The following is a 13,177-nucleotide window of genomic DNA, read 5'->3' as shown; positions in this document are numbered from 1 at the left end:
GGACTAACCCGAGCGCCCGCCCAGCCGCTGAGGTCAGACTTCGTCGAGTGCTCGGCGTGTGACGTCGAGGCAGATGCCCGTGGGGAATCCGCGACGGGCGAGCATGCCGAGGATTCTGCGTTCGCGGACTTCTCGGGGAAGCCCGCGGGTGCTGTGCGCTTTTTTCATGGCGACGGAGAACGCGAGTTCGTGTTCGTCTTCTGCTTGGACGTCGTCGAGTGCTTCTGCCACCGCACCGTCAGGTAGGCCCTTTTTGCGCATCTGCAGACGCAGTGCTTTCTTTGAAAGGCTGCGGCTCTGTCGTTGGGCGCGCACGTAGCCGTGGGCGTAGGCCCTGTCATCAAGCAGGTTTGCGTTGGTGAGTTTGTCGATCAGGGTCTCAACGACGTCTTCTGGGTGTTCTTTCTTCAGCAGTTTGTCGCGCAGTTCAGCTGAGGAATGGTCGCGGGCACTGAGGATGTTGAGTGCCCGTTTTTTGGCCCGCTTGTACTCAGGGTCGTCTGAGGGGATGCGGTAGTCGTCGCGAGTCTCCGCGGCGTGTTCCGCGGAGATCGCGTCGATTTGGTCCTGCAGCTGGCGAACAGTGCCAACTGTGTCAGGCATTGGCCGGAGTCTCCTCCTGGTCTTCTGCTGATTCGTCAGCGCCAACAATGCCCAGCTTGGTGAGGATCTTCAGTTCGATTTCGTCACGCAGCTGAGGATTGTCCGCTAGGAAGCGGCGCACGTTCTCTTTGCCCTGGCCCAGTTGATCACCGTCATAGGTGAACCAGGAACCGGATTTGCGGATGATGCCGTTGTCTACGCCCATGTCGATGATGCTGCCTTCGCGGGAAATTCCCTTGCCGTAGATGATGTCGAATTCAGCCTGCTTGAAGGGCGGAGCCACCTTGTTCTTGACCACTTTGGCGCGGGTCTTGTTGCCGACGGCGTCTGCGCCTTCTTTGAGTGTTTCAATGCGGCGAACATCAATGCGCACGGAGGCGTAGAACTTCAGTGCTTTACCACCGGAGGTGACTTCGGGTGAACCGAAGAAGACGCCGACCTTTTCACGCAGCTGGTTGATGAAGATGGCGGTGGTTTTGGAGTTGGCCAGCGCACCGGTGATCTTGCGAAGCGCCTGCGACATCAGCCGCGCCTGCAGACCCACGTGGGAGTCGCCCATTTCGCCTTCGATTTCGGCCTTGGGCACGAGAGCTGCGACGGAGTCGATGACGATGATGTCGAGAGCGCCGGAGCGAATGAGCATGTCCGCAATTTCCAGAGCCTGTTCGCCGGTGTCCGGCTGCGACACGAGAAGGTTGTCGGTGTCGACGCCGAGCGCTTTGGCGTACACCGGGTCAAGTGCATGTTCGGCGTCAATGAACGCTGCTAGACCGCCGGCCTGCTGAGCGCTGGCGACAGCATGCAGCGCAACGGTGGTTTTACCGGATGATTCCGGGCCGTAGACTTCAATGACGCGACCGCGCGGCAGACCGCCGACACCGAGTGCTACGTCCAGCGCGAGCGAACCAGTGGGAATTGCTTCAATGGGCGGACGCTCTTCGTCACCCAAACGCATAACGGTGCCTTTGCCGAACTGCCGGTCAATCTGCCCCAGCGCTGAGTCAAGAGCTTTGGTCTTCTGTTCCGCTGCCCGTTCTTCAGCGGTGCGCGATGCTGGCTTGCTTGCCATGGATCCTCCTCATTGGACGTTGTGCTCTGACTGTAGACCGAGGCACTGACATAGAGAACGCCAATTCAAAAGCTGTGGATAACTTTTTCGCTGGCAGGACAACAATACACGTACCCGAACACGTGTTCTATATTGCTTCCGGTGTGTCTGCTCGACTGGGCGCACCGAAACTTCTTGCTGCTCCACAGCCTGCCTGGGAGGCCTCCATGGCGCGCTGCAGCAGCCGCCTGTGCGAGTGGTGGAATTCAGCGGTTGGCCCGATTTTCCTCTAGGCAATTGCGGCGCTTGCAGTGCTCACTGACCACATACTTCTCATACCGATAGACAGTGACATCCCGCGGTGGGCTTGTCTTCTCAGCTGTCCCATCAATATCCGTCCACGGACCGTCACCCACACGGTATCGGCCCTCATACCTGACCGTGACAGTCACCTTTACGCGCTCAGCCTTGCTGTACACATGATAGAAACCAGCGCGCTCCAAGCTCACCGGCTTGCGCCACGGTGAATGCGTCCACTTCACCGTTCCGTCACCAAAATCCCACCGCCACGACACCGGGACGGCCTCGACGGTGACCTGCTGGCCCAACATCGTCAGCGTCTTCGTCTGGGTGGTGTCCTCGGTCCAAAACGCGGTCCGCTTCCCAGCTACACCCCAGCCGTTCGGCCACACGTGAACCACTCCTGCGGACAGAGGAACAGATTGAAAATCCCTCTGCGTAACAACAGGAACCGCGGGAAGCGCAGGCGCTTCTTGAACCGGGGCCTGCCCGCGGGAGGGAGAACTCGGGGCGGCTGGCTGCCGGGGCTGCTCATGCCGCACCCAGCAATGACCGCCATCAACAGCAATCGGCCTCGCACCACACTTGTTGTGCCACCGAACAACCGGAGGAGGAGGCTCAGCCGAACCAGCCCCCGACTTATTGCCCGTGGGCCTGCTCGGACGCTTATCGGCCTGGTTAGGACGAGGACGGCTTTGAGACTTACCTGGACTTGGGCGGGGCGAATTACCAGTGCGTGTCTTCGTGTTTGAACAGTCCATTCGGGTTTGAAGAATTCGGCATTCGGCCGCCGCTACAACCAATGGATGCAACCCCAAAAACACAGCAGTTAATGAGACCAACAGCAACAGGCGAACTAAGCGCATTTCGACTCCACGCTTGACAGCTCGTCTGCAGTCCAGATCTCGCCTTGCTTGAGAACGTCGAAACCTGCTACGACTCGCTCGCCTTTCCTATCGCCCTGCTCGTTCTGCGCCCCAGAAAGCGACCACTCGTCATAATGCATGCATACTGTCAGGAACACATGCGCACGCTCTTGGTCAACACTTCCGACGGACAGCTGAGTTGTTTTCAGATCATTTTTCGCAGCGATTCCATTGGTTTCCGCTTCTCGCCGACTGTCCTTCTGCGCTTCACGCAGTGGACCTGATGACATATCGATCAACTTGTCCCAGTAGACACCGCCGTCTTTGTAAGCTCGGTTCGCTGCGGCCATGTACTCCGTAAAGAAGACAACCGCTTCGTCGGCTAGCCGTTTGTCATCAGCTGACAGCACAAGTCCGTCTTCGACCTTGTACTCAGGAACAGTCGGGGTCGAGTCCTCCGGAGCCGCGAACGGCGAACCAGATTCAGACCCGTCCGCGCCTTGGCCTTCGGGCTTTCCGCCCGAACACCCCGATACAGCCAAACACCCAACAAGCGCCGCAGCCACTCCACGACGCACTTTTCGCATGCACGAGCCGCCACTACGAGACTGCCCAGACAGAGAGAACATGATCAATTCCTGTTCGCCACACCTTTGTGAACTGTCTCCAGGCTATTGATTCGAGACCCGCATTACCAGACCTCACCGAGAATCTGTGGATAAAACCCGCTGAGGCTTCGATCACTGCGCAGATGAGGGCACAAACGCAGGCGAAAATACACGGATCGCCTCGGTTTGTGCCCTCATCTGCAGAATGTTCCTCCGGTGCAAACCATGCTCCGCCAGAACCCGACGCGATTCAGAACGGTGTCGACAGTGGTTTGTCTTTGCCCAAACGGCGTTCAAATGGAACCCCTGTGCTGTCACAGACGGCTTCCCAGATTTCGCGTGGTTCAAAACCGGCATCGAAAGCTTCGGCCGGCGTGCGGGAGTCAAGCGAACTCAGTGCGAGGTCGGTATGCAGCGAACGGGCGCGCATCGCACCGAATTCGTCTTCCATGAGCTCCCAGTAGACCGTGTGCTGCATCAGCTGCCAATCATCGCTGGGGCGCCAGGGCGTCCCCACCCAAGTAGCTTTCAGACATTTCAGCTGGCACGGTGTCCGGAATTTCGACGCTTTCAGCCAGAGCGATGCGGTCGCTGACTTCCCGCAGAACAGCGGACAGCGGGACGTCGAGAGCAGAGCAGATAGAAGCCAGAAGCTCCGACGAGGCTTCCTTCTGCCCGCGTTCAATTTCGCTGAGGTAGCCGAGTGACACGCGCGCACCGGTAGAAACGTCCCGCAGGGTGCGGTTCTGACGGCGTCGCGCCGAGCGCAGGGTGTCGCCGATTTCCGTGCGGACGAGAGTCATAGGTGGCCTCCCTCTAGGCGACTCGTAAACAGTTGATCATTCATTCTTAACAGACAACCACGACTGGCAAAGATTTGTTCCCAAGACTACAGGCAGGCTCAGACACAAGCACAGATGAACCATTCAGCTTGCCCGGCTCCCATCTGCCGGCACCCCAGTGTGCTCAGCCGAGAGCGCGAGCCAGCAGGTCCAAACCAGCGTCGACAACCTGACTGCGAATCTGTGCTCGACTGCCCGAAAAGTCGTACCGCTGAACGTGTCCGCACCCTTCGGCGTCGGCTCCACTGTCCCCAGGTCGACCGGCCCCACCGGTTTGCCACAGCCCGATGTACACCCGTCCCACGGGTTTGCCGTCCTGCGGATCCGGTCCGGCAACCCCCGTACAGGAGATCCCGAGCTCGGCACCGCAGACTTGGGCGGCGCCTCGGGCCATTGACAGTGCAACATCAGGATCAACCGCACCGCGCTGCGCAAGAAGATCGGCGTCAACCCCGGCCAGCGTGTGCTTGAGTTCGGTGGCATAAGTGACCAATCCGCCGCGCAGAACGGCCGAAGCGCCAGGCACATCGGCCAGCGAAGCCGCAAGCAGGCCCGCGGTCAGCGATTCGCAGGCTGCGATTGTAAGACCCCGCTGTGATGCCGCCGCAATCACTTCGCGGGCACCGGGCCGCGGATCAGCAGACCGCGGCTCCACTGGCCCCGGCTCAGCAGACGACAGCTCAGCAGACTGCGGCCCGCCGCCTTCGACGGTATCGACCGCGCCCGGTCCACTCATGGCTGTCAGCCCGCCTGCTTCAGCGCTTTGCCGACATCGACCACGTACTGCATACCCGACCACAGGGTCTGCACAATCGCGGCGACGAGAATCACCCACGCCACAACGAGCAGTCCCACGGTCAGTCCGGAAATGCCCAAATGCCCAACTGGAACCACCAGGAGCAGCAGGCCCACGGCCACAGTCTGCAGAACAGTCTTGATCTTGCCGCCCTTCGAAGCCGGCAGCACGATCTTCTTGACCACAATCAGGCGCATTGCGGTAATGCCGTATTCGCGCACAAGGATGATGACCGGCACCCACCACGGCAGACCGCCGGGCCCGCCGATGATCGCCAGGCCGATGAACGCCGCAGACATGAGCGCCTTGTCGGCAATCGGGTCGGCGATCTTTCCGAAGTCGGTGATCAGCCCGTACTTGCGGGCAATAGTCCCGTCAATCCAATCCGTGATCATCGCCAGGCAGAAAATGCCGAAAGCCCACAGTCGTAAGACCGGGTCCTGCCCGCCCTGGGCCAGCAGAAGCCACAAGAACAGCGGAACCATGAGGATCCGCAGGACCGTCAAAGCGTTGGGCACATTCCACGAACTGGGTGCCTGAGTCGAAGTTTCCATCATGCTCACTGTACCGCTCAGCGGCCGGTGAGGTCCCAGGCGTCCTCCCCGCCGGCTTCAACGACCTCGAGCCCGGTTTCGGCGTCGTAGGTCCGCCCGCTCGCATCCGTGTAGTCGGAATGGCTGAGCGGATCTGACGAGGTGGAGCTCACCTGCGGTCCGCTGGCTGCAGCAGCGCTGGATGCGGCTGGGTCGGCCGCCGCTGCGCTGCCGGTGTCAGATTCTTCTGCCGGCGGTGTTTCACCCTTGATGTAGGCGAGTGTGGACGGAAGGTCTTCCGGTTTGACCAACACGTCGCGGGCTTTCGAGCCTTCGGAGGGACCGACGATTCCGCGGGACTCCATAAGGTCCATGAGCCGTCCCGCACGCGCGAATCCCACGCGCAGCTTGCGCTGCAGCATTGAGGTCGAACCGAACTGGGTTGTGACAACGAGTTCGACCGCCTGCAGCAGGTCGTCCATGTCGTCGCCGATCTCTTCGTCGATCTGCTTCTGCGGGCTGGCCTGCTGGACGTCTTCGCGGTAATTCGGCGAAAGCTGCCCCTTGACGTGTTCAACGACCTTTTCGATTTCAGATTCGTTGATCCACGCCCCCTGCACGCGCATGGGCCGCGATGCTCCCATCGGCAGGAACAGCGCGTCACCCTGGCCGATGAGCTTTTCAGCACCCGGCTGGTCGAGGACCACGCGGGAGTCAGCAAGCGACGAGGTCGCAAATGCCAGGCGGGAGGGCACGTTTGCCTTGATCAGGCCGGTAACAACATCCACCGAGGGCCGCTGGGTTGCCAGGACCAGGTGGATGCCGGCTGCGCGGGCCAGCTGGGTGATGCGCTGAATGGAGGCTTCAACGTCTCGCGGAGCGACCATCATGAGGTCGGCGAGTTCGTCTACGACCACCAGCAGGTAGGGGTACGGCTGGAGTTTGCGCTCTGAACCGGCCGGGGGTGTGAGCTTGCCTTCGCGGACGGCTTTGTTGAACTCGCGCACGTGTTTGAATCCGAAGTGTGCAAGGTCGTCATAGCGGGCGTCCATTTCCTTCACGACCCATTCGAGGGCTTCTGCAGCCTTCTTCGGATTGGTGATGATGGGCGTGATGAGGTGCGGGATGCCGTCGTAGATCGTCAGTTCAACGCGCTTGGGGTCGACGAGGATCATGCGCACATCGTCCGGGGTCGCCCGCATCATGATCGAGGTGATCATGGAGTTGATGAAGCTTGACTTACCGGAGCCCGTGGCACCTGCTACGAGCATGTGGGGCATCTTCGACAGGTCGGCAACGACAAAGCCGCCTTCGACGTCCTTGCCGACTCCGACGACCATCGGGTGTTCAGTTTGACGGGCAGCTCCGGAGCGCAGAACATCGCCGAGGACCACGGTTTCGCGGTCGCTGTTGGGAATTTCGATGCCGATGGCGGACTTGCCGGGAATCGGCGAAAGGATGCGCACTTCTGCACTGGCCACCGCGTAGGCGATGTTCTTCGACAGGTTGGTGATCTTCTCAACCTTTGTGCCCGGCCCCAGTTCAACCTCGTAGCGGGTGACCGTTGGTCCGCGGCTGAAGCCGGTCACTTCGGCATTGATCTTGAATTCGTGGAAGACATCGCGCAGCGCCGCGACCACGCGGTCGTTGGCTTCGGAGCGCTCTTTAGCCGGCGGTCCGGCCGTCAGCAGGTCGGTGCTCGGCAGTGTGTAGGTGACATCCCCGTCAAGCGACAGCTGAGTGACCCGCTCAGGAAGTTCGCCCGTCGGGTGCGGGGCCGGTGTGGAAACAGCGGGAACAACATCTCCGGCTTTGGCCGCGCCGACAGCCCCCGCCCCACCCGGGGCTCCCGCGTCAGCCGAATCGTCCATGCCCAGGCTCTTCTTAAGCTCAGCACGTTCTTTTTCGGCTTTCGTCTTACGGCGCTGACCCGGTTTGGGTGCGTCCACATCAAAGACTTCTGTCGCGGCATCGTCGGCGTTCCCGGCTGTCGGAGCACCGGCTGTGGGCATAACGGTGGTCTGCTGCTGCGACGGCGGAAGTTCAGACTCTTCGATCACCGCCTTGTCATAGGCCCGCGATTTTTCGGCGTCGTCATCATCCTGCTTCTTCCGACTCCGGCGCTTGGCTCCCATCGGCTTCAAAGTCGACGTGCGCCGACCCTCGGCAACCAGATCCACATTGCCGTGCTCATCGTCTTCTGAGTGCGACGACCGACCCCCGGTCAGTCGGTCGTAGGCGCCCATGAGGCGCGACGGTATTTCCTGAACCGGGGTTGCGGTGATGACGAGCACTGAGAACAGACCCAGCAGGATCAGCAGCGGAACTGCGACGAATTCGGTGACAGCAGCCACGAGAGGGGTCGCCAAGAGGAAGCCGATGGCGCCTCCCCCGTTGGCCATCGCCTCGTGCGAATTGGCGAACGTGGGCACCCCGGCGTAGATGTGCGCAAGACCAGCTGCCGCGGCGATGAAGCCGATGATGCCGAACAGAATGCGGTTGTTGCCGCGTGTGTCCGCCCCGCGCATGAACAGGCGCACGGCGTAGCCCACGCAGATGACCGGCAGGGCAAGAGCGACACGGCCGGCGGTGCCTTCGACGACAGCTCGCACAGCTCCGCCGATGGCGCCGGGAATGTTCCACCATTCAAAGGCCGCAATGACGAGGGCCAATCCGATGAGGAAGAACCCGGTGCCGTCACGGCGGGTTGGCGATGGGTCGTCGTTGGGTTCTTCTGAGAACACCTTGCGGGTTCGGTCGCCTGCCATGCGGGAAACTCCCATCCATGCCCCGGTCACCGGGTTTGCTTTCTTGGGCCCCGCTTCGGGTTCGGCAGGTGCTCTGCTCGCGCGCTTTCTGCGCTTACCAGCAGCGGGGGAAGTCGTACTGGTCGCCATGGAACCATATTAGGTCCGCTGGCGGCCCGTGCCGCGTATTCTGTGGTCTGCGGCGTGTAGCGCGTCAATTGGCCAACACGAGGAGAATCATGAACCGCATCTGGTCGCTGCGCTCCTGTTCATCACGGTGCTCTTCCGCGGCATCTACCACCTCATGCGGGCCATCGCGAAGATCCGTGGTGCGAGCCATGAATCGGCCAGCTCTGCATCGACCCCGGCAATAGATTTACACTAAGGATATGGCTTTGAGCTTCCATCGAATTGCGCTTGCAGTGAGCATCTTGATCAGTGCCGCAGCCTGCTTTTGCTTTTATTCTAATTTTCCGTTCGGACCCTATGGCCCACGCGAATATAATCAATATTACGTAGGGGTCACAACTGTTCCTGCTATCGTCGCCGCCGGTTTTATTATTGCGACGAGGGCCATGCGGACAATGTGGGCTGTGATTCTATCACTGCTCTTGTTCACTGTGCTCTGCACGCTGGCTGGAATGGCTCTTTATCCTTCTGGCCCGAAATGGTCAATAGAGAGCGTCTTTCTTACTCTTCTTTATGTCGCTTTGCCCACCACAGCATCCACCACACTCATTTACGCTATTGCGGCTGCAGCCAGATGGCTGTACGTCGAAATCCGCGGCAGCGGGTCGAGGTCATAAGGCTGCTCATAGACTGAAGACATGACTTTCACAAAGCAGCGCAACGGTACACCTGCCGGTTTCTTCGAAGCCGAGGCCGCCGGTCTGCGGTGGCTTGCTGAACCGGGAGTCATTCCGGTGGTTCGCGTACTCGGCGTGGCAGATGACCGGCTGGAGCTTCAACGACTGGAGCCTGCCCCATCGACTCCCGAGGCGGCGCGCACCTTTGGTGCGCAGCTGGCCCTCCTGCACAACAGCGGAGCATCCGGGTTCGGCTGGGCGCCCCACTCCCCCGCCTACTTCGGTCCCCTGAGTCAGCCGTTCGAGGTGCCGACGGCACCTCGTGAATCCTTTGGTGAGTTCTGGGCGGAAGATCGTCTGCGCCCGCTGTTGGAACGGACCCGTGGGCAGCTGGGCGACCGGGGCGCAAGCACGGTTGAAGACGCTGTCAACCTCATCGCTGATGGGGCCTACGACGGGATAGCCGGTGGGCCCGCCGAAGATCCGGCACGCGTCCACGGGGATCTGTGGAGCGGGAACCTCATGTGGACGGTCGACGGTGCGGTGCTCATCGACCCGGCGGCCCACGGCGGCCACCGATTAGAGGATTTGGCGATGCTCGCCATGTTCGGTGCGCCTCACCTCGATGAGATCTATGCCGGCTATGAGTCCGAGCACGCCATGCCGAAGAAGTGGCGGAACGACATTCCCGCCCACCAGCTTTTCGGCCTTCTGGCCCACGTTCACCTGTTCGGGTCGATGTACACCCCGGACACGGTTTCTGCCGCGGCAGAGGTTCTGCGCGGCAAGTAGCTGCCACCTGGCAACTGCTCTCCGGCAGAAGCCAGAACACACTGTGGCCCCCGCGAATACTTCGCGAGGGCCACAGTGTGCGAGCGTCAGGCGGAAGGCCTTCAGCTCAGGGCTCCATCAGCCCAGCAGTTCATAGGCGGGAAGGGTGAGAAAGTCGTGGTATTCCTCATCCAGCGCCATTTCGGTGAAGAGCTTGGTTGCCTGCTCGAGGTTGTCACCCGAGAGCTTGGCAGTCTCTTCGTCGATGAGCTTCTGGACGAAGTCCTTCGTGATCTGCTCGCCGGAGTCGTCGAGCTTCACGCCTTCCTTCACCCACTGCCACACCTGGCTGCGCGAGATTTCTGCGGTCGCGGCGTCCTCCATCAGACCGTTGATGGCGGCTGCGCCGTTGCCGTTGAGCCACGACTGGACGTACTGGATGCCCACCGAGATGTTGGTGCGCAGCCCGCCTTCAGTGATCTGGCCGGGAGTGTCCTTCACACTGAGCAGGTCAGTCGCGGAAACGCTGACGTCTTCGCGCTTCTTGTCGATCTGGTTGGGGCGCTCGCCCAGAACCTTGGTGAAGGCTTCCTTACAGGTTTCCACCATTCCGGGGTGGGCAACCCACGAACCGTCGAAGCCGTCGCCGGCCTCACGCGACTTGTCGTTCGTGACCTGGTCGTAGGCCTTCTTGTTGGCTTCTTCATCCTTCGAGGGAATGAAGGCCGACATACCGCCGATGGCGTGCGCGCCGCGCTTGTGGCAGGTGCGCACCAGAAGTTCGGTGTAGGCGCGCATGAACGGAACGGTCATGGTGACCTGGGCGCGGTCCGGGGTGATCCAGTCTTCGCCCTTATTCCTGTGGGTCTTGATGACCGAGAAGATGTAGTCCCAGCGACCGGCGTTCAGACCCGAGGAGTGTTCGCGCAGTTCGTAGAGGATCTCCTCCATTTCGAATGCCGCCGGGTAGGTCTCGATGAGGCAGGTGGCGCGGATGGTGCCGCGCGGAACACCGAGAGCTTCCTGGGCATCAACGAAGATGTTGTTCCACAGGCGCGCTTCCAGGTGCGATTCCATCTTCGGCAGATAGAAGTACGGGCCGCGGCCCTTTTCGATCTGCTTGCGGCCTGCACTTGCGAAGTACAGAACGAAGTCGACGATCGAACCGGAGACGGGGTTGCCGTCCACGAGGATGTGCTTTTCGGTCATGTGCCAGCCGCGGGGGCGGACGATGATGGTGGGCAGCTCTTCATCTGGACGCAGCTTGTATTCCTTGCCGGTCTCTTCGGCAACGAAGTCGATTTCACGGTTGGTCGCGTCAAGCAGGTTGATCTGCCCGCCGATGACGGAATCCCAGGCGGGGGTGTTGGCGTCTTCCTGGTCGGCCAGCCACGCCTTGGCGCCGGAGTTCAGCGCGTTGATCGTCATCTTGCGGTAGGTGGGGCCGGTGACCTCAACACGGCGGTCCTCCAGACCGGGGGCCGGAGGTGCCACCTGCCACGAATCGTCTTCGCGAATGGCCTTGGTCTCTTCAAGGAAGTCGAGCTCGCCGCCTTCGTCCAAGAACTTCTGACGCTCGATGCGCGCCGCCAGGCGCTCCTGGCGTTCGCCTTCGTACTTGCGGTGGAGGTCGGCGATGAGCTGCAGGGCCTCAGCGGTGAGGACCTTGGAGTATTCGGGTTTGAGCTCAGCGGTGATTTCCATGCCTTCAGGAAGCTGCAGATCGGCAGTGGTCATTGTCTGTCTCCTATTCGTGTGATTCCACATTGTGAAATCTTTGATTCACACATTGAAAGATTAGGCGGAAGGTCCCGCTGGAGTCAACAGCCGCCCCAACAGGCCTCCGCATAGCCAGAATCAGGCGTTGGGCTTAGCGTGCGGTCCTACGACAACCATCGTCCCGGGATTGAGAATGCCCTGGGGATCCAGTGCCTTTTTGATGCGCTCGTTGAGTTCGTACACATCGTCGCCCAGGTAGTCCTTCAGCCACGGCTGCTTGAGCTTGCCGACGCCGTGCTCACCCGTGATGGTTCCGCCCAGGTTGATGGCCAGGCTCATAACCTCACCGTAGGCCTTGTTGGCCCGCTCCTCTTCGCCTTCAACAGTGGGGTCGAAGACGACGAGCGGGTGGGTGTTGCCGTCACCGGCGTGGGCCATAACGGGAATGCGCACACCATTGCGCTCTGCGATCTCGGCAATGCCCACAACGAGGTCACCCAGCTTGGGAATGGGGACGCCGACGTCCTCCAGAAGGATGGAGCCGGTCTTCTCAATGGCCGGAATTGCATGACGGCGAGCAAAGGCGAACTGCTCACCTTCATCCGGGTCGGTTGTCGACAGACACTCGGTGGCCCCGGCCGCGTTGCAGATGTCTTCCATCCGCTGCATTTCGAATGCGGCAAACTCGGCAGGCTCGTCCGACTGGATGATGAGCATGGCAGCCGCAGCGCGATCCAACCCCATGCGCAGGTCATCTTCAACCGCGTTGATGGTCGCATTGTCCATGAATTCGAGCATGGACGGCTGCATGCCGCGGGTGATGTCGAGCACCGCCTTCGAGGAGCACTCGAGACTGGGGAAGACAGCCACGAGGGTCGAGGGGGTGCGCTGCTTGGGAACCAGCCGCAGGGTGATCTCCACGACGATGCCGAGCGCACCTTCGGAGCCGATGAACAGCTTGGTCAGCGAAAAGCCCGCCACGTCCTTCACGCGCGGACCGCCCAGGGTGATGAGCTTGCCGTCGGCCAGCACCACCTTCAGCCCCAGAACGTAGTCCGTTGTGACACCGTACTTCACGCAGCACAGACCGCCGGCGTTGGTCGAAATATTGCCGCCGATCGAACAGAACTCGCGCGAAGCAGGGTCCGGCGGGTACCACAGCCCCTCTGCCTGCGCCGCCGCATTGACCTCCCCGTTGTACGCGCCGGGCTGCACGACGGCCGTGCGGGTTGCAACGTCGATGGTGATGTCGCGCATCTTGTCCAGGGAGATGACGATGGCGCCGTCCTGCGCGGTCGAACCGCCGGACAGACCGGAACCGGCACCACGGGGAATGACGGGAACGTCATGCTCGGCAGCCCAGCGAACTGCAGTCTGCACGTGTTCGGCACTGCGAGCCCGCACAACGGCCAGCGGCATTCCGGCATTGGGATCGTTCGCGCGGTCGCGACGGTACGCCTCCATCTGGTCTGGATTGACGGTGACAACACCGTCGGGCAGGGAGGAGATCAGTTCTTCGAGCATCGGCCCACCTTTTG

General features: G+C 61.1%; 14 protein-coding genes. 2 read left to right on the top strand and 12 right to left on the bottom strand.

All coding sequences use genetic code 11. The features are described 5' to 3' along the window. Positions 1-33: 33 nt before the first annotated feature. The 10 genes from HMPREF2757_RS06235 to HMPREF2757_RS12130 form a co-directional block, all read right to left on the bottom strand. On the bottom strand, positions 34-603 hold the full coding sequence (locus HMPREF2757_RS06235) for a regulatory protein RecX (RefSeq protein WP_070574348.1): 570 nt from the start codon (positions 601-603) through the stop codon (positions 34-36). Next, positions 596-1,672: a recombinase RecA gene (gene recA, locus HMPREF2757_RS06230; RefSeq protein ID WP_070574346.1), complete on the bottom strand. Its 1,077-nt coding sequence runs from the start codon at positions 1,670-1,672 to the stop codon at positions 596-598. Before recA ends, HMPREF2757_RS06235 begins: the two co-directional genes overlap by 8 nt. A gap of 245 nt (positions 1,673-1,917) precedes the next feature. Continuing rightward, the gene (locus HMPREF2757_RS06225; protein WP_070574344.1) at positions 1,918-2,343 is read right to left on the bottom strand and encodes a PKD domain-containing protein; all 426 of its coding nucleotides are present in this window, start codon (positions 2,341-2,343) and stop codon (positions 1,918-1,920) included. A 464-nt stretch (positions 2,344-2,807) separates the two neighbouring features. Further along, positions 2,808-3,383 carry a hypothetical protein gene (locus HMPREF2757_RS06220; protein WP_218079077.1) on the bottom strand — a complete coding sequence of 192 codons (576 nt, stop codon included), beginning with the start codon at positions 3,381-3,383 and terminating at the stop codon, positions 2,808-2,810. A gap of 292 nt (positions 3,384-3,675) precedes the next feature. After that, complete coding sequence (locus HMPREF2757_RS06215; protein WP_070574339.1) at positions 3,676-3,903, bottom strand: DUF3046 domain-containing protein; 228 nt, start codon at positions 3,901-3,903, stop codon at positions 3,676-3,678. A 10-nt stretch (positions 3,904-3,913) separates the two neighbouring features. Continuing rightward, positions 3,914-4,228 carry a helix-turn-helix domain-containing protein gene (locus HMPREF2757_RS06210; protein WP_070574337.1) on the bottom strand — a complete coding sequence of 105 codons (315 nt, stop codon included), beginning with the start codon at positions 4,226-4,228 and terminating at the stop codon, positions 3,914-3,916. A 163-nt stretch (positions 4,229-4,391) separates the two neighbouring features. After that, positions 4,392-5,003, bottom strand: coding sequence for a CinA family protein (locus HMPREF2757_RS06205; protein ID WP_083304140.1), 612 nt, complete (start codon positions 5,001-5,003; stop codon positions 4,392-4,394). A 5-nt stretch (positions 5,004-5,008) separates the two neighbouring features. Continuing rightward, the gene (gene pgsA / locus HMPREF2757_RS06200) at positions 5,009-5,617 is read right to left on the bottom strand and encodes a CDP-diacylglycerol--glycerol-3-phosphate 3-phosphatidyltransferase (RefSeq protein ID WP_070574458.1); all 609 of its coding nucleotides are present in this window, start codon (positions 5,615-5,617) and stop codon (positions 5,009-5,011) included. A gap of 17 nt (positions 5,618-5,634) precedes the next feature. After that, positions 5,635-8,364: an FtsK/SpoIIIE family DNA translocase gene (locus HMPREF2757_RS06195; RefSeq protein WP_070574454.1), complete on the bottom strand. Its 2,730-nt coding sequence runs from the start codon at positions 8,362-8,364 to the stop codon at positions 5,635-5,637. A gap of 193 nt (positions 8,365-8,557) precedes the next feature. After that, on the bottom strand, positions 8,558-8,683 hold the full coding sequence (locus HMPREF2757_RS12130) for a hypothetical protein (protein WP_256278278.1): 126 nt from the start codon (positions 8,681-8,683) through the stop codon (positions 8,558-8,560). Positions 8,684-8,732: 49 nt separating this feature from the next. Here HMPREF2757_RS12130 and HMPREF2757_RS06190 point away from each other — a divergent pair, with 49 nt between their 5' ends. Both HMPREF2757_RS06190 and HMPREF2757_RS06185 read left to right on the top strand, forming a co-directional pair. After that, positions 8,733-9,149: a hypothetical protein gene (locus HMPREF2757_RS06190; protein WP_070574335.1), complete on the top strand. Its 417-nt coding sequence runs from the start codon at positions 8,733-8,735 to the stop codon at positions 9,147-9,149. A gap of 21 nt (positions 9,150-9,170) precedes the next feature. Next, positions 9,171-9,941: a fructosamine kinase family protein gene (locus tag HMPREF2757_RS06185; protein ID WP_070574333.1), complete on the top strand. Its 771-nt coding sequence runs from the start codon at positions 9,171-9,173 to the stop codon at positions 9,939-9,941. A gap of 117 nt (positions 9,942-10,058) precedes the next feature. Here the strand turns inward: HMPREF2757_RS06185 and aceB are convergent, their stop codons facing one another. Together aceB and HMPREF2757_RS06175 are read right to left on the bottom strand one after the other, a co-directional pair. Beyond that, positions 10,059-11,657 (bottom strand): malate synthase A, encoded by a 1,599-nt coding sequence (aceB, locus tag HMPREF2757_RS06180; RefSeq protein ID WP_070574331.1) that lies wholly within the window; start codon positions 11,655-11,657, stop codon positions 10,059-10,061. A gap of 120 nt (positions 11,658-11,777) precedes the next feature. Next, positions 11,778-13,163, bottom strand: coding sequence for an FAD-binding oxidoreductase (locus tag HMPREF2757_RS06175; RefSeq protein ID WP_070574330.1), 1,386 nt, complete (start codon positions 13,161-13,163; stop codon positions 11,778-11,780). Between the last annotated feature and the right edge of the window lie 14 nt (positions 13,164-13,177).

The organism is Brevibacterium sp. HMSC063G07 (assembly GCF_001810665.1).
In the GTDB taxonomy this organism is placed as follows: Bacteria; Actinomycetota; Actinomycetes; order Actinomycetales; family Brevibacteriaceae; genus Brevibacterium.
The sequence above is the reverse complement of the archived record's forward strand: the minus strand, read 5'-3'. Positions and strand labels throughout refer to the sequence as shown.